Annotated in this window: 17 protein-coding genes; 7 read left to right on the top strand and 10 right to left on the bottom strand. The window is 63.8% G+C overall.

What is annotated here, in order from left to right:
- Positions 1-28 precede the first annotated feature (28 nt).
- The 6 genes from acnA (at position 29) to ACIPY2_RS06900 (ending at position 7,446) form a co-directional block, all read left to right on the top strand.
- A complete protein-coding gene (acnA, locus tag ACIPY2_RS06925; RefSeq protein ID WP_400265611.1) occupies positions 29-2,836 on the top strand; it encodes an aconitate hydratase AcnA in 2,808 nt (935 codons plus the stop codon).
- Positions 2,837-3,041: 205 nt separating this feature from the next.
- Positions 3,042-5,015: a 1-deoxy-D-xylulose-5-phosphate synthase gene (gene dxs, locus ACIPY2_RS06920; protein WP_400265610.1), complete on the top strand. Its 1,974-nt coding sequence runs from the start codon at positions 3,042-3,044 to the stop codon at positions 5,013-5,015.
- A 38-nt stretch (positions 5,016-5,053) separates the two neighbouring features.
- Positions 5,054-5,581, top strand: coding sequence for a DUF402 domain-containing protein (locus ACIPY2_RS06915; protein ID WP_400265759.1), 528 nt, complete (start codon positions 5,054-5,056; stop codon positions 5,579-5,581).
- A complete protein-coding gene (locus ACIPY2_RS06910) occupies positions 5,578-6,138 on the top strand; it encodes a hypothetical protein (protein ID WP_400265609.1) in 561 nt (186 codons plus the stop codon). Before ACIPY2_RS06915 ends, ACIPY2_RS06910 begins: the two co-directional genes overlap by 4 nt.
- A gap of 44 nt (positions 6,139-6,182) precedes the next feature.
- Complete coding sequence (locus ACIPY2_RS06905) at positions 6,183-6,416, top strand: hypothetical protein (RefSeq protein ID WP_400265608.1); 234 nt, start codon at positions 6,183-6,185, stop codon at positions 6,414-6,416.
- A 52-nt stretch (positions 6,417-6,468) separates the two neighbouring features.
- Positions 6,469-7,446, top strand: a complete 978-nt coding sequence (locus tag ACIPY2_RS06900; protein WP_400265607.1) for an aldo/keto reductase — start codon at positions 6,469-6,471, stop codon at positions 7,444-7,446.
- Positions 7,447-7,574: 128 nt separating this feature from the next.
- On the opposite strand, the gene ACIPY2_RS06895 is transcribed toward ACIPY2_RS06900, so the two are convergent.
- The 9 genes from ACIPY2_RS06895 to ACIPY2_RS06855 form a co-directional block, all read right to left on the bottom strand.
- Entirely contained in the window at positions 7,575-9,719 is a 2,145-nt protein-coding gene (locus tag ACIPY2_RS06895) for a 3-hydroxyacyl-CoA dehydrogenase NAD-binding domain-containing protein (RefSeq protein WP_400265606.1), read from the bottom strand.
- A complete protein-coding gene (locus ACIPY2_RS06890) occupies positions 9,716-10,981 on the bottom strand; it encodes a thiolase family protein (protein WP_400265605.1) in 1,266 nt (421 codons plus the stop codon). Before ACIPY2_RS06890 ends, ACIPY2_RS06895 begins: the two co-directional genes overlap by 4 nt.
- A 170-nt stretch (positions 10,982-11,151) precedes the next feature.
- On the bottom strand, positions 11,152-12,477 hold the full coding sequence (locus ACIPY2_RS06885) for an HRDC domain-containing protein (protein WP_400265604.1): 1,326 nt from the start codon (positions 12,475-12,477) through the stop codon (positions 11,152-11,154).
- A 59-nt stretch (positions 12,478-12,536) separates the two neighbouring features.
- Positions 12,537-13,196 carry a DUF3000 domain-containing protein gene (locus ACIPY2_RS06880; RefSeq protein WP_400265603.1) on the bottom strand — a complete coding sequence of 220 codons (660 nt, stop codon included), beginning with the start codon at positions 13,194-13,196 and terminating at the stop codon, positions 12,537-12,539.
- Between the two features lie 60 nt (positions 13,197-13,256).
- Entirely contained in the window at positions 13,257-14,357 is a 1,101-nt protein-coding gene (locus tag ACIPY2_RS06875; RefSeq protein ID WP_400265758.1) for a threonine aldolase family protein, read from the bottom strand.
- A gap of 22 nt (positions 14,358-14,379) precedes the next feature.
- Positions 14,380-15,114 (bottom strand): SDR family NAD(P)-dependent oxidoreductase, encoded by a 735-nt coding sequence (locus ACIPY2_RS06870; RefSeq protein ID WP_400265602.1) that lies wholly within the window; start codon positions 15,112-15,114, stop codon positions 14,380-14,382.
- Entirely contained in the window at positions 15,114-16,481 is a 1,368-nt protein-coding gene (locus ACIPY2_RS06865; RefSeq protein WP_400265601.1) for a DUF6421 family protein, read from the bottom strand. Before ACIPY2_RS06865 ends, ACIPY2_RS06870 begins: the two co-directional genes overlap by 1 nt.
- A 185-nt stretch (positions 16,482-16,666) precedes the next feature.
- Complete coding sequence (msrB, locus tag ACIPY2_RS06860; RefSeq protein ID WP_400265600.1) at positions 16,667-17,107, bottom strand: peptide-methionine (R)-S-oxide reductase MsrB; 441 nt, start codon at positions 17,105-17,107, stop codon at positions 16,667-16,669.
- Between the two features lie 14 nt (positions 17,108-17,121).
- Entirely contained in the window at positions 17,122-17,613 is a 492-nt protein-coding gene (locus ACIPY2_RS06855; RefSeq protein ID WP_400265599.1) for a hypothetical protein, read from the bottom strand.
- Positions 17,614-17,735: 122 nt separating this feature from the next.
- On the opposite strand from ACIPY2_RS06855, the gene ACIPY2_RS06850 reads away from it, so the two are divergent.
- Positions 17,736-19,001: an alpha/beta hydrolase family protein gene (locus tag ACIPY2_RS06850; RefSeq protein ID WP_400265598.1), complete on the top strand. Its 1,266-nt coding sequence runs from the start codon at positions 17,736-17,738 to the stop codon at positions 18,999-19,001.
- Here the strand turns inward: ACIPY2_RS06850 and ybaK are convergent.
- A complete protein-coding gene (gene ybaK, locus ACIPY2_RS06845; RefSeq protein WP_400265597.1) occupies positions 18,998-19,495 on the bottom strand; it encodes a Cys-tRNA(Pro) deacylase in 498 nt (165 codons plus the stop codon). The genes ACIPY2_RS06850 and ybaK overlap by 4 nt on opposite strands.
- Between the last annotated feature and the right edge of the window lie 4 nt (positions 19,496-19,499).

Raw genomic sequence — 19,499 nt, 5'->3', positions numbered from 1 at the left:
ATGAAACTGTTGCGAGAGGAGTCCTGCCATGAGCACTGTGGACAGCTTCGGTTCCAAAGGCGTACTGAATGTAGCCGGCACCGACTATGAAATTTTCCGGTTGAACTCCGTAGAGGGCGCAGACAGCCTTCCGTTCAGCCTCAAGGTATTGCTTGAAAACCTCCTGCGGACTGAGGATGGCGCCAATATAACGGCTGACCATGTCCGCGCCCTTGCCGGTTGGGACCCCAATGCGGAGCCCGATACCGAAATCCAGTTCACCCCGGCACGCGTCATCATGCAGGACTTCACCGGCGTTCCGTGCGTCGTTGACCTCGCCACCATGCGCGAGGCAGTGAAGGAACTCGGCGGTGACCCCAAGCGCGTCAACCCGCTGGCACCGGCGGAAATGGTCATCGACCACTCCGTCCAGATCGATGCTTTCGGTAACTCCGGCGCGCTGGAGCGCAACATGGAGATCGAATACCAGCGCAATGGTGAGCGCTACCAGTTCCTGCGTTGGGGACAGACCGCTTTCGACGACTTCAAGGTAGTTCCTCCGGGAACCGGCATCGTCCACCAGGTCAACATCGAGTACTTGGCCCGCACGGTCATGACCCGCGAAGTTGACGGCGTGCTCCGCGCCTACCCGGACACCTGTGTCGGCACCGACTCGCACACCACCATGGTCAACGGCCTCGGTGTCCTGGGCTGGGGCGTTGGCGGTATCGAAGCCGAAGCAGCCATGCTCGGCCAGCCCGTCTCCATGCTGATTCCCCGCGTTGTCGGCTTCAAGCTCAACGGCAGCATCCCCGCAGGCGCCACGGCTACCGACGTCGTACTGACCATCACCGAGATGCTCCGCAAGCACGGTGTGGTTGGCAAGTTCGTCGAGTTCTACGGTGAAGGCGTTGCAGCCGTGCCGCTGGCCAACCGCGCCACGATCGGCAACATGAGCCCGGAATTCGGTTCCACGGCTGCCATGTTCCCGATCGACGACGTCACCCTCGACTACCTGCGCCTGACGGGCCGCTCCGAGGAGAACGTCTCCCTCGTGGAGGCCTACGCCAAGGAACAGGGCCTCTGGCACGATCCTTCCCGCGAACTGCGCTTCTCCGAGTTCCTCGAGCTGGACCTCTCCACCGTTGTGCCGTCCATTTCGGGCCCGAAGCGTCCGCAGGACCGCATCGAGCTCACGGACGCCAAGGAGCAGTTCCGCAAGGACATCCACAACTACGTCGCCATCGAAGACGGCAGCGTGGACGAGTCCCTCGACGAGACCTTCCCGGCTTCGGATGCTCCGTCCTTCACCCACGCGGACTCCCACACCACGGAGACTGAACGCGTCTTCTCGGCAGCCAACGGCGCCAACGGCCGTCCGTCCGCGCCGGTCAAGGTCACCACGGCCGATGGCCGCGAGTTCGAACTGGACCACGGTGCGGTGTCCATCGCATCGATCACGTCCTGCACCAACACGTCCAACCCCTCGGTGATGCTTGCTGCAGCCTTGCTTGCACGCAACGCCGTTGACAAGGGCCTCACCTCCAAGCCGTGGGTCAAGACGTCCGTTGCTCCCGGCTCCAAGGTAGTCACCGACTACTACGAGAAGTCCGGACTGACCCCGTACCTTGAGAAGCTCGGCTTCTACATCGTCGGTTACGGCTGCGCGACCTGCATCGGTAACTCCGGCCCGCTCGAGCCGGAAATCTCCGAGGCGATCCAGGCCAACGACCTCTCCGTGACGGCTGTCCTTTCCGGTAACCGTAACTTCGAAGGCCGCATCAACCCGGACGTCAAGATGAACTACCTGGCTTCCCCGCCGTTGGTCATCGCCTACGCCCTTGCCGGTTCAATGGACTTTGACTTCGACACCGATGCCCTCGGCACGGACGCCGAAGGCAACGAAGTCTTCCTGAAGGACATCTGGCCGAACCCCACCGAGGTGCAGGAAGTCATTGACTCCTCCATCGACGAGGGCATGTTCGCCAAGGGCTACGAAGGCGTCTTCGACGGCGACGAGCGCTGGAAGGCACTCGACACCCCCGCCGGTGACACCTTCGCCTGGGCCGAGGACTCCACCTACGTCCGGAAGCCCCCATACTTCGAAGGCATGAAGGCACAGCCGGATCCCGTCCAGGACATCACGGGTGCCCGCGTCCTGCTGAAGCTCGGCGACTCCGTCACTACGGACCACATCTCCCCGGCCGGTTCCTTCAAGTCGGACACCCCTGCGGGCCAGTACCTGCTGGCAAACGGTGTGGAGCGCAAGGACTTCAACTCCTACGGTTCGCGCCGTGGCAACCACGAAGTCATGATCCGTGGCACCTTCGCCAACATCCGCATCAAGAACCAGCTCCTGGACGGCGTCGAAGGTGGCTTCACCCGCGACTTCACCCAGGAAGGCGCCCCGCAGGCCTACGTCTACGACGCCGCGCAGAACTACCAGGCCGCAGGAACACCGCTGGTTGTCCTCGCCGGCAAGGAGTACGGCTCTGGCTCGTCCCGCGACTGGGCAGCCAAGGGTACGGCGCTCCTGGGCGTCAAGGCAGTCATCGCCGAAAGCTACGAGCGTATCCACCGCTCGAACCTGATCGGCATGGGTGTTCTTCCGCTGCAGTTCCCCGCAGGTGAAACCGCTGCGACCCTCGGTCTCACCGGCACGGAGACCTTCTCCGTGGAAGGCGTTACCGAGCTGAACAACGGCACCACGCCCAAGACCCTCAAGGTCACGGCAACGGCTGAGGATGGCTCGTCCAAGTCCTTCGACGCCGTGCTGCGCATCGATACACCGGGTGAAGCGGACTACTACCGCAACGGCGGCATCCTGCAGTACGTGCTTCGGCAGATCTCCGCATAAGGACCCGGCTGGCCTCAGCTGATTCCGATGCAAAGGCAGCCCCGGCTGGTCGCCAGACCAGCCGGGGCTGCCTGTGTTTTATCCGAGCGGCGGCCCCGCGGGGCCGGCGCACGCCGTAGACTCGGCCCGGCCGCACGCCGTAGACACGGTCAGCCGGGCAACGCGCTAAAGTTAACGAGCACGTCATTCACCGTAAGGAGGGCCCTTGGGACTCTTGGAATCCATCAAGGATCCGCAGGACCTGGGCAAGCTGTCCGGTTCCGAGCTGGACCAGCTGGCAGGAGAGATCAGGGACTTCCTGATCACCAATGTGGCCGCAACGGGAGGCCACTTGGGGCCCAATCTGGGCGTCGTGGAACTGACCATGGCAGTGCACAGGATTTTCGAATCCCCTCGCGACAGCATCGTCTTCGATACCGGCCATCAGTCCTACGTGCACAAGCTGCTGACCGGGCGGCAGGACTTCAGCACTCTGCGCCAGCAAGGTGGACTCTCCGGCTATCCGGACCGGGCGGAATCCGAGCATGACATCGTGGAAAGCTCGCACGCGTCGTCGTCCCTTTCCTGGGCGGACGGCATTTCCCGGGCCCGGCAGCTTACCGGGGAAGGCGACCGGTTCGTCGTCGCGATTGTGGGTGATGGCGCCCTGACCGGCGGCATGACCTGGGAAGCCATCAACAACATCGCAGCGGACAAGCGCCGCCGCGTGGTGATCGTGGTCAACGACAACGGGCGTTCCTATGCGCCTACGGTGGGTGGCTTGGCCGATTACCTTGCTTCCCTTCGCCCCACCATCGATTCCCTACGGACTGCGCCGGCCTACGAAGGCATGCTCGACTGGTGGAAAAAGCGGCTCCAGAACGGCGGCCCGGTGGGACAGTTCACCTACAAGAGCCTGCATGCCATGAAGAAGGGCATCAAGGACTGGTGGGCCCCGCAGGGCATGTTCGAGGACCTCGGCATGAAGTACATCGGACCTGTGGACGGGCACAACCTCCAGGCCATGGAAAACGCTTTGAGCACTGCGAAGGCTTACGGTGGTCCGGTCATCGTGCATGCCATGACGGAGAAGGGCCACGGCTACGCTCCCGCCCTCGCCAACGAAGCCGACCAATTCCACGCCGTGGGGATCATCGACCCGGAAACAGGCGAGTCCACTGAGATGCCGGGCGCCCGCTCCTGGACATCGGTGTTCGCGGAAGAAATCGCGGACATCGCAGATGAGCGGCAAGACATCGTCGGCATCACAGGGGCGATGCTGATCCCCGTGGGCCTGCATAAGTTTGCCGAGCGCCACCCCGAACGCGTCATCGACGTCGGTATAGCGGAACAGCACGCGCTGACTTCGGCTGCGGGCATGGCTTACGGTGGGCTTCATCCCGTGGTGGCCGTCTACGCCACCTTCCTGAACCGTGCCTTTGACCAGTTGTTGATGGACGTCGCCCTGCACAAAGCCGGAGTCACCGTGGTCTTGGACCGTGCAGGGGTGACCGGCCCGGACGGGCCCAGCCACCACGGCATGTGGGATATGGCCATGGTCCAGATTGTTCCCGGACTCCATCTCGCGGCTCCGCGGGATGCCACCCGGTTGCGCGAAGAGTTGCGGGAAGCCGTGGCCGTCAATGATGCGCCCACGGTTGTGCGTTTCTCCAAGGGAAGCGTCGGAACCGAAATCGAGGCGATCGAGCGGCTCAAGGACGGCGTGGACGTTTTGGCCCGGCGCCCGGAAGGATCCACTGAGAATGACGTCCTGATTGTCAGTGTTGGGGCCATGTCCGAGCTTGCCCTGGATGTCGCCGACCGGCTTGGCGCACAAGGCATCAGCTCGACCGTGGTGGATCCGCGGTGGGTCCTGCCGGTCCGGAAGTCCATTATTGCCTTGGCCGCCCGCCACCGACTGGTGATCTGCATCGAGGACGGTGTCCGCGCTGGAGGCGTGGGTTCACGCATCCGCCAGGAAATGCGGGCCGCAGGAGTGGATACGGCACTGAATGAAGTAGGACTGCCCGTGGAGTTCCTGGTTCATGGTTCGCGGAGCCAGGTCCTTGAGAGGGTGGGCCTTACGGCCCAGAAGATCACCCACGACGTCGTTGCCCAGGTTCTGGGGACCAAGGTCCCCTTTGCCAGGCCGTTGCCGGGCCAGGAACACCCGACCACCGGCAGTCTGCCCAAGTTGTGAGCACGGCCCGGCATCCCGGTGCACTGCAACCGGGAGACATGGTGGTTGCCCGGAACAGGAAATGGAACGGCAAGGCACATTGGGTGGTACCTGGACTGTACCTGGGTGAGGACATCCACGGGTGGTGGATCTTCCAGGGCGCCGGCGAATTCTGCTCCCGCCCCGGTGCAGCGTTCTATACCGCCTCCGATGCAGTGCTGCTGGTACCCCGCAGCGGCGAGTTCGTCGCCACGTTCTACGACGATTCCTATCCCGGCGATTTCCGGATCTACGTTGACCTGGCCACCGCGCATGAGTGGAAGACGATCCGGCCGGGAGTTACCGAGTTCCACATGATCGATATGGACCTGGACGTCATCCGCTCCACGACGCGTGGCGTCTTTGTCGACGACGTGGACGAGTTCGAAGATCATCGCCTCAGGATGGACTATCCGCCGGAAACGGTGGAGAGCATGCGCACCGAATGTGCCGCGCTCCTGCAGGCTGTGGAGAATATGGAAGCACCCTTTGACGTCGCGGCGCCTGCCGCCGCCAGCGTCGAGTGGTTCAGGAAAGGACGGTCATGAGCGGACTCATCCGCATGTACAAACGCGATGACGGGGGAGTCCTGCACTTCCGGGAAGCCTGGTTCGACGACGAGGACCAGCACTTCGTGGTCAACCACGGTGTGGTGGGACACCAAAGCAGTACCGAAGAATCCGGGGTCGACGACGACACGACAGCCGAGGGCCTCATGGCGGCCTTCGCGGCCCAATGCGAAGATGACGGCTACGCCGAGATTGCCCCTTCGCAGCAGTTCTGGGTGGTGGCCCAGTTTGCCTTGAAGACCAAAGACGGGACAGAACGCGACAAGCACCTGGAGCGCAAGGCCAAGTCCGCACTGACCACGGAACTTGCGTGGCGGGGCCTCGGCGTCGTGGACCGCTCAGAGATGGGAAACTCCCGGCTCAACATCTTCTGCCTCTGTCCCGACGTCAACAAGGCTGTCAACGCGATCAAAGTCTGTGTCCGCAACGAGGATCTTGACTTCACCAAGCTCAGCATTGCTGCGGCACCGTATGATGATCCGACCGCTTTCAAGGTCAAGCACTCGCCCAAGGCAGGCGCTGGCTTTACCCTCTAAGTACCAGCCATGGCAAGCAGCTATTGCACAAAAGGGGAGTTTCCATGCCGCACAAGAGCAACTGGCCAGGACACACGCCGCTGCCGAAGGGGCTGGCCGCACCTGCCAGACGGGCTTTGGCTCACCAGGGAATTGAAACGCTCGAGCAATTGGCGGAGTTCGGCGAACTCAAAGCGTCGAAGCTGCACGGCATGGGCCCTGTAGCCATCGCACAGCTGGAGGAAGCCATGGAGGAGTCGGGTATCAGCTACGCCTCCGCAGGGGGCGGCGAAGCCTGATCTTGTTGCCTTGGGTGACGATCGTTCAGGGGTTGCGTTGTAGGGTGGCACCATGACTGAATATCGACGCCTTGGCCGCTCCGGACTGACTGTTTCAGCTGTGGGGCTGGGGTGCAACAACCTTGGCCGCGCCAATACGCCTACCGAATCGCAGGAGGGCACCGACGCCGTGGTGCACGCCGCGATCGAGGCAGGCGTGACCCTTTTCGACGTCGCCGACGTCTACGGACGCGAGCCCGGACTCAGCGAGACGATGCTCGGGAAGGCGCTCCGTGGTCAGCGGGACGACGTAGTCATCGGAACGAAGTTCGGAATGGACATGCGCGGCGCCAACGGCAATGACTTCGGAGCCCGTGGCTCCCGCCGTTACATTGTCCAGGCCGTGGAGGCTTCGCTGCGACGCCTGGGCACCGAATGGATCGACCTGTACCAGTACCACACACCGGACCACGCAACGCCCATCGACGAGACCCTCGCGGCACTGGATGACCTGGTGCGCAGCGGCAAGGTCCGTTACATCGGGCATTCGAACTTTGCTGGTTGGCAGATTGCCGAGGCAGAGTATGTGGCCCGCCAGTTGGGCGGTGCCCGGTTCATTTCGACGCAAAACCATTACAACCTTCTGGACCGCCGTGCGGAACTGGAGGTCTTGCCTGCGGCTAATGCGTTCTCATTGGGCATGCTTCCGTACTTCCCGCTGGCCAACGGTCTGCTGACTGGAAAATACTCCCCGGGCAAGGCTCCTGAAGGGTCGCGGCTGAGCCACACCCGGACGAACCTGGTGCACGACGCAGACTGGGAACAGTTGGGCCGCTTCGAACAGTTCGCGAAGGAACGGGGCCTCACGGAGCTGGAGGTGGCGTTCTCCTGGCTCGCCGCGCAGCCCGGCGTCGGCAGCGTCATCGCCGGGGCCACCCGGCCGGAGCAGGTACGCCAGAATGCCGAGGCTGTCAGGTGGGTGCCCACGCAAGAGGAACGTGACGAACTCGATGCGATCTTCCCGAAGTCACCCAAGGTGGCACTCTTCTAGCCTCCGCTCACACCCTGCCCCCTTTGATGCCTCGCTCTCGCACAAGACAGGCCTTAAAACGGAACGCTCTCTCACGTCAGTGAGAGAGCGTTCCGTTTAGGCCGCCGGGATGTGAGAGAGGGTGTGGTCTATGCCGGTGCGGAGGCAATGCCGGGAGCAAGGAACCGCTTGCCGTTGACGCGTTCAGAGGCGCCGACCCGGTCAAGGTAGGGCGTGATCCCGCCCAGGAACATGGGCCACCCGGCACCCATGATCATGCACAAGTCGATGTCCTCCGGACCGGCCACCACGCCTTCACTGAGCATCAGGCCAATCTCTTCGGCCAAGGCGTCCTGTGTGCGGCGGAGGACCTCTTCCCCGGAAGACGGGCTGTTGCCAAAGGACAGGATGGCCAGGGTCTCCGCCGGAATGACCGGTTTTCCGTCCGGCCCCGGCTGCCACAGGGTCTTCACGCCGTTGTCAATGAGCTTCTGCAGGTTCTGGGAAACAGGGAACCTCTCCCCAAAAGCAGCGTGCAGGGATTCCTGTACGTGCTGTGCCACCGGCAACCCCACCATGGCGCTCAGCGTGAAGGGGGTCATGGGAAGTCCCATGGGGCGGAGCGCATTGTCCGCAATTTCGGCCGGCGTACCTTCGTCAAAGGCTGCGATGACCTCGCCCATAAGCCTCAGCAGGATGCGGTTGACCACGAAAGCGGCGGCATCCTTGACCAGGACAGCAGTTTTCCTGAGTCCCTTCGCCAACTCGAATGCGGTAGCGAGGACGGCGTCCTCCGTCTTGGGTGCGCGCACGATTTCAAGCAACGGCATGACTGCAACCGGGTTGAAGAAGTGGAAGCCCACCAGTCGCTCAGGGTGTTCCAGATCCTCGGCCATGGCGGTGACCGAAAGTGAAGATGTGTTGGTTGCCAGGATGCATTCGGGTGAGACGATTGCTTCGACTTCCGCGAAAACCTGCTTCTTGACCTGCAGTTCTTCAAAGACAGCCTCGATCACGAAGTCGGCGTCGCGGAACGCGTCCTTGGATACTGAGCCCGTGACGAGCGCCTTGGTCCGGTTTGCCGCGTCAGGCTTGATACGGCCCTTTTGCAGCAGTTTGTCCACCTCGGCGTGAACGTAGGCCACGCCCTTGTCCACGCGGGCCTGATCGATGTCCGTCATGACCACGGGAACCTTCAACTGGCCGGCGAAGAGCAGCGCCAGTTGGCTGGCCATCAGGCCGGCGCCCACCACTCCTACCTTCGTGACGGGCCGGGCCAGCTTGCGGTCCGGCGCGCCGGCCGGCCGCTTCGAGCGCCTCTGAACCAGGTCCAGGAAGGCGTACACGGTGGAGCGGAATTCGTCGGTCTGCATGAGGTCCGCGAGGGTTTCGCACTCAAGTGCAGCCGATTCGGCCTGGCTCATGGTGCGGTTGGCTTCCATGATGTCCAGCACCTTGGCCGGTGCAGGGGAGGCGTTGGAAGTCTTCGATTCGACGAACGCCCTTCCGGCGGAGACAGCTGAGGTCCAGCGGGCAGCTGCCGCCTCATGAGAGGGGTCGACGGCGTTCTTCCGCTCGGGCACGGTCTGGCCGGAGATTACGCTTCCGGCCCAGGCCAGCGATTGTTCGAGGAAGTCGGCCGGCTCAAAGAGCGCGTCGGCAATTCCGAGCTGGTAGGCCTGTGGTCCGGTCAGGGTCTTGTTGTTGCTTAGCGGGTTCTCGATCATGACCTTGACGGCGTTTTCCGGGCCAATCAGCCGTGGAAGGATGTAGACGCCGCCCCAGCCGGGAACAAGCCCAAGGAAAGCTTCGGGGAGGGCCAGGGCACCGGCGCCGGTGGAGACGGTCCGGTAGGTCGACTGAAGGGCGATTTCGAGTCCGCCGCCCAGTGCCAGGCCGTTGATGAAGGCAAAGCTCGGCACTCCGAGATTGGCCAGGGTGGCGTAGACATCGTGTCCCAGCTGCGCCATCCAAAGGCCGTGCTCACGCTCTTTGAGGCCCTTGACGGCGGACAGGTCCGCCCCGGCAACCAGGAAGTACGGTTTGCCGGTCACACCGACGCCCACGATTTCCCGGCGTTCGGCGCGTTCCTTCAACCCTTCAAGGGCGGTGCCCAATTCCACCAGCGTATTGGGCCCCAGGGTGGTGGGCTTGCTGTGGTCGAGCCCGTTGTCCAGGGTGATCAGCGCAAACGTGCCCGCGCCGCCTGGCAGCTCGACATCCTGCACGTACGAGTGCGTCACAACTTCGTCGGGGAACAAAGCGGCAAGTTTCGTGAAGTCGCTGGCGCTCATGCTGCGTCTCCTTCTGCATTGGTAACGGAAGTGGCGGAAGCGGATGCGTAGTCCGCGTGGTGCGGGTTTTCCCAGATCACGGTCGCGCCCATGCCGAGGCCGATGCACATGGTGGTGATGCCGAACCGAACCGAGTGGTCTTCTTCGAACTGGCGGGCCAGTTGCGTCATGAGCCGAACACCTGAGGAGGCCAGCGGGTGTCCCACTGCGATGGCACCGCCATAGCGGTTGACGCGCGGATCGTCGTCGGCGATTCCGAAGTGGTCCAGGAAGCTCAGCACCTGGACGGCGAAAGCCTCGTTGATTTCGAACAGGCCGATGTCCTCGATGGATAGCCCGGCGTTCTTGAGGGCCTTTTCAGTGGCGGGCACGGGACCGATGCCCATGACTTCCGGTTCGACGCCGGCAAATGCATAGGAGACCAGGCGCATCTTTACGGGTAGTCCAAGTTCCTCCGCTGCGTCAGCGGAGGCAAGCAGTGCCGCTGTGGCACCGTCGTTCAACCCGGCGGCGTTGCCGGCGGTGACCCGCCCATGGGCCCGGAAGGGTGTCCTCAACCCGTAGAGGTCTTCCACCGTGGTGCCCGGACGCGGTGGTTCGTCAACGCTATGGACGGTCCAGCCCTGGCCCGGCTTCAGCGTAGCCACCGGTACCAGGTCCTCCTGGATCCGGCCCTCTGAGTAGGCTGCGGCCAGCTTGGCCTGCGAAGCTGCCGCGTAGGCGTCTGTACGCTGCTTGGTGATGGACGGGAACCGGTCGTGGAGGTTCTCGGCGGTGTTGCCCATGTTGAGCGCAGCCGGGTCCACCAGGCGTTCTGACATGAACCTCGGGTTGGGATCCGCCCCCGCCCCCATGGGGTGGTTGCCCATGTGCTCCACGCCGCCGGCGATCACGACGTCGTAGGCGCCAAAGCCAATGCCGCTCGCCGTCGTCGTCACTGCGGTCATCGCGCCGGCGCACATGCGGTCGATCGCGAAGCCGGGAACGGTGCGGGGGAGGCCGGCCAGGAGCGCCGCGGTCCGGCCGATGGTGAGCCCTTGGTCCCCTGTCTGGGTGGTTGCCGCAATGGCTACCTCGTCGACACGTTCGGGCGGGAGCGTGGGGTTACGGCGCATCAGTTCCCGAAGGCATTTCACCACGAGGTCGTCTGCCCGCGTACCGGCGTAGATCCCCTTCTCGCCAGCTTTGCCGAAGGGTGTGCGCACGCCGTCCACGAAGACGACGTCCCGGATGTTCCTTGGCGCATTGGGTGTAGGACTCATGGAGTACTCCTCATCGAGACATGGGTACCGGAGCCGCAACGCGGCCACCGGATGGCATTGATGCAATGTTACTCACCAGTAACTTTCCATGCAACAAGGAGATAAGCAGAAGGCCCGCTTCCTCGAACCGGTGGTTCGGGGAAGCGGGCCTTGGCGCCGGCGTTCCGGCTTCAAGCTGTTTCCTTGGGTTTTGGCTCCTTTGCCGGGAGCGGCTTGGGGTTCAAGCAGGCTTCGACCAGGATGGGTGCCGCGAAGGAGATCTGCCACTCGCGGGCGCCGAGCGCGCGCAGTTCGGCCGCGATGCTGTCCAAGGTGACTTCCGACGGCGGCCGCCACGCCACGCGCCGGAGGAAGTCCGGGGTGAGCAGGTTTTCCACGGGCAGCTTCAGCTCGTCGGCTTTCTCCTGCAGGGCCGGACGGGCCGTACCCAGGCGGGCCGCAGCCTCGGGATCCCGGTCCGCCCATACCCGCGGGGGCGGCGGGGCGTTGGTGGGGAGGTGAAGCGGCGGCAAATCCGTCAGTGTGCGGGCGGTAGTGATGCAGCGAAGCCACCGGGGTGCCTCGCGCTGGGCGGACCTCCCGTGGAAGCCTTTGGTGGCCAGCAGTTGGGGAACGGTGGTGGGCAGTGCTTTGGCTGCGGCCACCAAGGCCGCATCCGGAATGAGGCGGCCGGGGGCGACGTCGCGCTTGCGAGCCAATTGATCCCGCTCGAGCCACAATTCGCGGACTGCGGCCAGTTGCCGACGGTCGCGGATCTGGTGCAGGCCGGAGGTCTTGCGCCAAGGATCGACACGCGGAGGTGCGATTCCAGCAGCCAGGATGCCTGCGAATTCCTGTTCCGCGAAGTCGAGTTTCCCATCGGCCTCCAGCAGTTCGACGAGTTCTTCGCGCAATTCGGCAAGGACTTCGACGTCGAGGGCTGCGTAGCGCAACCACGGTTCAGGCAGCGGCCGGGTGGACCAGTCCGCAGCGGAATGCTCCTTGGCCAGGCCGAAGCCGAGCAGTTGCTCGATTACGGCTGCCAGCCCCACCCGCGGGAGTCCTGCGAGGCGGGCTGCGAGTTCGGTATCGAAGAGCTTGTCCGGCCACATCCCCAGTTCGGAGAGGCAAGGGAGGTCCTGCGTTGCAGCGTGCAGGATCCACTCAACGCCCCGCAGGGCATCATTGACGATGCCCAGGTTGCCGAACGGTTCGGGATCAATCAGCCAGGTCCCCGATCCTTCACGGCGGATCTGGACCAGGAACGCGCGCTGGCCGTAACGGAAACCGGAGGCCCGCTCCGCATCAACGCCAGCCGGTCCGGTACCCGCTGCGATGGCCGCAGCGCACCTTTCCAGGCCCGCAGGAGTATCTATGACAGGGGGGACGCCTTCGCGTGGGGAGTCGAGTTCGATGACTTCGGGAACGTGGCTGTCGAAGCCTTCAACCTTGATGTGTGCAGTGGGATCAGCAACCGGATCGCCGGCTGTGGTTTTTTCCAGGTTTTCAGGGGTCATGATGGCTTAAGCTTACCGATTTCCGCCACTGCAGGCCGGGAGATGGGTTTGCGGTGCTTTCAATTGAGCCTCCTGTTGGGCAATCCGGTGACGCCAGGTGGCAAAGGCGGGAGGCCGGCGAACGTGCAGACCATGTCTGACCACGCTTCGAGGTGGGCCTGGATGTCGGAAGTTGCCGGTGTCCACGACGCCCGCAGCTCGATGTCTATGGTGTCGGGGCGTTCGGACAAGGTGCCAAAACTTTCTGACAGGACCCGTGTGGCCGTCCCGCCTGCTGCACGGTACTGCGCCGCATGGTTCTCAAGGGCGTCCACCAGCCAGGTCCAGGCCACCGAGCCCAGCATGGCGTCATTTCCCATCTCGGCGTCCATCTGGGCGCGGATATACGTAACAATCCGGAATTCGCCCTCCCAGACGGCCGAGCCCTCAGGGTCGTAAAGCAGGATGAACCGGCCCGTGGCGAGTTCGTCGTCCTCGTCATCGGCCGGCGCGGTTCCCTGGGTTTCCACGAATGCTTTGGCAGCGGGGCCGTGCACCGGGACCCGGCGGGTGGCCGCGGTGGGCCGGAAGACTTCTGCGCCGAGGGCAACGGCGTAGGGAGCCAAACGGGCCGGAGCGGGGATCTCGTCCAGCCGCAATTCGCTGCGGCATTGTGCTTTTCGGAGCGTTCCCAACGCGTGGAGAAAATCCGCGGGAACCTGTGCGAGGGCGTTCACCATCGCAGGTTATGCGCCCGGGGCGGCGTTTCCATGCAGGCTCGCCGCCCCGGAATGCAGGCATTATCCGGCGGTCAACTCCCGCTTGATGGCGGCAACGAACCCGTCAATATCTGCCTCGGTTGTGTCGAACGAGCACATCCAGCGAACCTCCCGGCGTGCGGCGTCCCAGTCGTAGAACGCGAACGAGGCGCGGAGCCTGTCGGCGACGCCTTCCGGAAGAATGGCGAAGACGCCGTTGGACTGGGTTGCCTGGGTAGGCTCGACGCCGTCGATGCCCTCCACGGCCGTGCGCAGCCGGGTTGCCATCGCGTTTGCGTGCTCCGCTGATCGAAGCCACAGGCCGTCTTCCAGGAGGGCGATGAACTGGGCTGAGATGAACCGCATCTTCGAGGCAAGCTGCATGTTCATCTTTCGAAGGAACTTCAGTCCATGGGCGGCCTCGGGGTTCAAGGCAATGACCACTTCGCCGAAGAGGAGACCGTTCTTGGTGCCGCCGAACGAGAGGATGTCCACGCCTGCATCCCGGGTGAATGCACGCAGGGGAACCCCAAGGTGGGCTGCGGCATTGGCAAGCCGGGCCCCGTCCATGTGGAGCTTCATGCCCTTGGAATGGGCGTGGTCGGCGATCGCGCGTACCTCTTCGGCGGTGTAGCAGGTGCCCAGTTCGGTGGTTTGGGTGATCGAAACTGCCAGCGGCTGGGCCCTGTGCTCGTCTCCCCATCCCCACGCCTCGCGGTCGATGAGTTCGGGCGTCAGCTTCCCGTCTTCCGTGGGTACATGAAGCAGCTTCATGCCACCGATCCGCTCAGGCGCACCGTTCTCGTCCATGTTGATATGCGCCGTGGATGCACAGACCACGGCTCCCCAACGGGGCAGCAGCGATTGCAGGGACAGGACGTTGGCTCCGGTGCCGTTGAAAACGGGGAAGCATTCGATCGCGGTGCCGAACTGCTGCTCCATGACTTCCTGGAGCCGGGACGTGTAGACGTCCTCCCCGTAGGAAACCTGGTGACCGCCGTTGGCCGCAGCGAGGGCGGCAAGGATTTCGGGATGCACACCGGAGTAGTTATCGGAGGCGAAACCCCGGATCGATGGGTCGTGCAGCCGGCCGTGATCCGTGGTGCTGCTGTCAAGGTGGACAGCCTGTGTAGTGCTCGTCACTTGTTCATTCACGCTTTCAAGTCTATTTGGCCAGCAGGATCCGCTGGCCGTTCAGTGTTGCTGCCGGCTGGTCGAAAAGGCGGGCTACGGCCGCGGCCAACTCTTCGACATCCGTGTAGCCGGGGAATTTCCGTTCGGGGTGGGCCTGGCGCATCGATGCATCAACGAGGGACTTCACTACGAAGACCACTGCCGCGCTGTGTTGTTCCAGGGGGTGGTCGGTACCTCGGCTCCCGGCCTGGTCGCGGCGGAAACCGTCCGCCACCGCCAAGGTCCATGCCTCGGCGGCGGCCTTGGCTGCAGCGTAGCTGGCCGCCGCAGCTGTGGGGGCTGCCGCCGTCGTCGATGACACCATGGCGAGGCGTCCCCTGGGCGAGGCAGCCAGTTGGCCGTAGAAGACCCTGGAGACATTGCGGAGCGTTGTGATGGCGCCCGTTTCAAGGGCGTCCCAGTCGTCATCGGATTGGTCTTCGATTCCGGTGGCGCTCCGCCAGCCGCCTACCAGGTGGATGACGCCGTCCACGTGGTCCGCGCCGAGTCCGCTCAGGGTCGTGGCGAGTTGGCGCACGGAGTCCAGCCGGGCAAGGTCGCAGACCAGCGGCGTTGCACCGTGGCCTGCCTCAAGGGCGGCTGCCTCAATCCGGTCCTGGCGGGAGCCGATGGTGAAAACCCTGTGACCGGCGGCCCCCAACGCCCGCGCTGCCGCGACGCCGGAAGCGCTGCTTCCGCCGGTCACAAGGACAGTCAATTCCGGCATCAGGCCGCCGTCGCACCCGTAATGCCGGTGGTGGACTCGATCACGGGGCGCATCTTCTTCTCCAGTGCTTCGTAGAACATGGACAGCGGGAACTCATCGTCCAGCACCTGGTCCGTCAGAGCCCGCGGGGGACCAGCGAGCGGAAGGGCGTCGGGGCCCTTCGCCCAGACGGATGCCGGGTGCGGGGTGACGGTCTCCGAAATGAGTTCATAGGCGGCAAGCCAGTGGGCAGCCTTTGGCCGGTCAATGGAGCGCCAGTACAGGTCCTCGATACGGGCACCCAATTCAACCACGACGGCGGCAGCTTCCTCCCAGTCGATGCTGAGTTTGCTGTCGGTCCAGTGCAACACGCGGTGCTGGTGCATCCAGGCGAACAGAAGCTGCCCACCCAGTCCGTCGTAGTTGCGGACCCGGCTTCCCGTGATGGCGAAGCGGAAAATACGGTCGAAGATCACCGCGTACTGGACAAGCTTGGCGTGGCTCCGGGCGTCCGGGTCTGCTTCCTCGTCCTTCTCAATGCGGACTGCCTCGCGGAAGGCCGTGAGGTCGCAGCGGAGTTCCTCCAGGGAGTACAGGAAGAAGGGCATGCGCTGCTTGATCATGAACGGATCGAAGGGAAGATCGCCGCGCATGTGCGTGCGGTCGTGGATGAGGTCCCACATGACGAACGTGCGCTGCGTCAGTTCCTGGTCCTCGAGCAGTTGGGCGGCGTCCTCGGGGAGTTCCAGCGAAGTTGTTTCCGCGGCGGCCTTCAGGACGCGGCGGAAACGGGCAGCTTCCCGATCTGCGAAGATGGCGCCCCACGTGAACGTCGGGGTCTCACGAACGGCAACCGTCTCGGGGAAGAGGACGGCCGAGTTGGTGTCATAGCCTGCCGTGAAGTCGACAAAGCGGATAGGGACGAAGAGTTTGTTGGAGTAGTCCCCGGCCTCGAGTCCGCCAATGAACTCCGGCCAGATGACCTCGATCAGGACAGCCTCGACCAAGCGGTTGGTGCTCCCGTTCTGCGTGTACATCGGGAAGACCACCAGGTGCTGGAGGCCATCGATCCGCTGTTCCTGGGGCTGGAAAGCCTGGAGGGAATCCAGGAAGTCCGGAACGCCGAAACCGGACGCGGCCCAGCGCTCGAAGTCCGTCACCAGGAGGTCCAGGTACCGGGCATCGTGCGGGAAGCTGGGAGCCAGGCGGGTGATGGCTTCCTGGATGGTGACGACGAGGGATGTAGCTTCTGCGTGGGAGGCCGGATCCGTAATGGAGCCGTCCTGCTGCTGGTGTGCCTGCAGCGCCGTTGCTGCTGCCTTGAGGGACTTCCAATCCGCGTTGTCGGCAGTGACGAGCGGAAGGGTGGAGGCGGTGATGGTTGTCATGGAACTCAGCCCTTTCGAAGTAGGTAGTGCTTCTGAGGCGAGCGTAGCAACGTAAAAAGGTTTGCTAATTCAAAAATGGGCTGAGCATAAGAAACTCTGGGGCATAAGTGCCGAACACGTTTCCCAAGCTCCAGCAGGAGGCAGGACTCCGCACGGGTTCACCAAGCGAACCCGTGCGGAACAGTTCAGCCGGCCTCGGACTCGACAAGCCGCAAGGAGATGGAGTTGATGCAGTAACGCTGATCCGTTGGGGTGTCATACCCTTCACCCTCAAAGACGTGGCCCAGATGCGAATCGCAGTTGGCACACCGAACCTCAATCCGCTCCATGCCCAATGTGCGGTCATGCAGGTATCGCACCGTTCCCTCCGCCAGCGGGGCCCAGAACGACGGCCAGCCGCAGTGGGAATCGAACTTTTCCCGGCTTGTGAATAGCCGCGAACCACAAGCGCGGCACTGGTACACGCCCTCCGTATGCGTGTCCCAGTATTCCCCTGTATACGGTCTCTCGGTCCCCGCCTGGCGCAGCACCCGATACTCATCGGGCGTCAACTCCTCGCGCCATTGGGCGTCGGACTTCTCTACGGGCACGTTGGTGGTGGGGGCAGTGTTCTCAGGAGAGCTCATGTCTTGTCCAACGCTCACGAGTCGCCGATAAATCCCGAACCGGCGTATAAATGCAGGACGGGCAGGCCCAGCTGGTCCTGGGCCTTGTTCGCCCAGTCCGTGTGGAAGGTATCGGCAATGGCATGCGGGCGGGTGATCACAACCGCCTGAGCAGCATCGAGGGACCGTACCTTTGAGACAAGGCCCGCAACCGCGCCGCCGTCGACGATTTCCCCGGTGACGCCGCCCCCCAGTCCCTCCAAGGCCACCAGGGAAGCCGCAAGTGCCTGCGAAGCCTCAGCACGTTCAACCTGCGGATCGTGGGACTGCGGTGCCAGTTCCCGGAAGGCCTTCGCGATATCCAGCAGCGATAGGTTCTCCAGGAAGTCCACCAGCAGATGGCGCTCTGTGTTGGCAGGCACAAGGACGACCAATGGTGCGTCACCCCCGTCCAGCAGTTTGGCGATGTTCGCGCGGTCGTCGGGGCCCAAAGGCTCTTCTGTCAGGATGACAATGGGATCGCTCATGGCTACAGCGTAGACCCGCCGAAGTGCTCAACGCAGGCTTTTCAGCCCCCGTTCCCCGCCTGCGGCGCCGCGCTGGCATGCCCTTGGCCGGGGGAAGGCCGGCGAGCAGCGAGAATGGAACCATGGCAAGCAAGAACCGACCGGCCGGAGGGGCCGCTGAGAACAAGCTCTCCGTGGGCACCAAGTGGGCCGTTGCGGGGGTTCTTACCGGAAGTTCATTGGCTGCGCTGGTGGGTGCGGGCTCGTCCGCGCTCGCCGTCTACTTTGCCCGGCGCGTCATCACTCCCGCCGCCAGGCACGAGGACCAGGAAGTCCTGGCCGTCATCAAGGACGGCCCGGGCCTGCAGGTAATCCTCGCCGCCACCCCGGATACAACGATCGATGGTGTGTTCAGCCTGTTCTTCGAAGGTGGCAGGGGGCACGCCAGGATCGGCAGGATTGTCTCCTACTCGCCGGCGGAGCAGACGGTCCTCCGGGAGGTCGAGGAGGTTTACAGCGGGAATCTGTCCGAGGCGCGGCGCGGATGGTGGAGCGGGGCCGTGTACCCGGACCCGGCCGCCATCGGCTTGGCTGCCGAAGACGTGGACATCGACGTCGAAGGAGGCAAGGCTCCGGCCTGGCTGGTCCGGGCCGACCCGGCGGCTTCGGCGGCCATTTGGGCCATCATGGTCCACGGCCGCGGTGCCACCAGGCTGGAAGGGCTCCGCGCCGTCCGGACGGCCAGGGAACTGGGGCTGGACAGCCTCCTGATCTCATACCGCAACGACGGGCTGGCCCCCTCGGCACTGGACGGACGCTACGGACTGGGTTCCACGGAGTGGCGGGACCTCGAGGCGGCGATCGATTATGCCTTGGCCCACGGAGCAGAGGAAGTAGTCCTGTTCGGCTGGTCCATGGGCGGTGCCATCAGCCTGCAGGCAGCGGACCTCTCCCGGCACCGCCACCTGATCCGTGCCTTGGTGCTGGACGCACCCGTCATCAACTGGGTCAATGTCATGGCACACCACGCCGAAATGAACAGGATCCCCTACAACGTGGGCAGATACGGCCAGCTGATGCTCAGCCACCCTCTGGGCAGGAGGCTCACCGGGTTGTCAGCGCCGGTTGACCTGAAGGCCATGGACTGGGAAGCCAGGGCGGTGGAATTGCGGACTCCGACCCTTTTGATCCACAGCGTCGACGACGACTACGTTCCATTCGAGCCATCGGCAAGCCTGGCGGACAAGAACCCGGACATGGTGACATTCGAGCCGTTCCACGGTGCCAGGCACACCAAGGAATGGAACGTGGATCCTGAAAAATGGGAACGCCTGGTGGGCTCGTGGCTGCAACGCCAACTCGCTCCACGCAGAAACCCCGGGGACGCCTCCGGGCCCGCCCAAGCCTAGGGTTTCACGCTGCCGATCCGGGCTCGGACCGCCTTTGTCAGGCGGGCGAGATCGACAGGGGAGAGCTCGATATCCAGCCCTCGACGGCCTCCGGAAACCAGGATGGTCTCGAAGTCGAACGCAGTCTGGTCCAGCACTGTGGGGGAGGGCTGGCGTTGGCCCAACGGGGAAATTCCACCAAGGACATAGCCGGTGCGGCGCTCGGCGGCCTTGGGATCGGCCATGGCCGCTTTCTTGGCCCCGAGGGCTCCGGCCACGGCCTTGAGATCCAAGGTTCCGGAGACGGGCACGATCCCCACGGCTAGCCTGCCCTCGACTTCGACCATCAAAGTCTTGAACACCCTTGCCGGGTCGATGCCCAGTACCTCCGCCGCCTCCAGCCCGTAGCTGGCAGCAGAGGGATCGTGTGCATAGGGGTGTGCAACAAAAGGAACGCCGGCCGCAGCCAAAACTGCTGTTGCCGGCGTTCCTTGTGAAGCCATTTTCCTGGCCATGGGC

Source organism: Paenarthrobacter sp. NPDC089675 (genome assembly GCF_044749185.1).
Taxonomy (GTDB): Bacteria; Actinomycetota; Actinomycetes; order Actinomycetales; family Micrococcaceae; genus Arthrobacter.
This window is presented reverse-complemented; position numbering and strand designations above follow the sequence as displayed.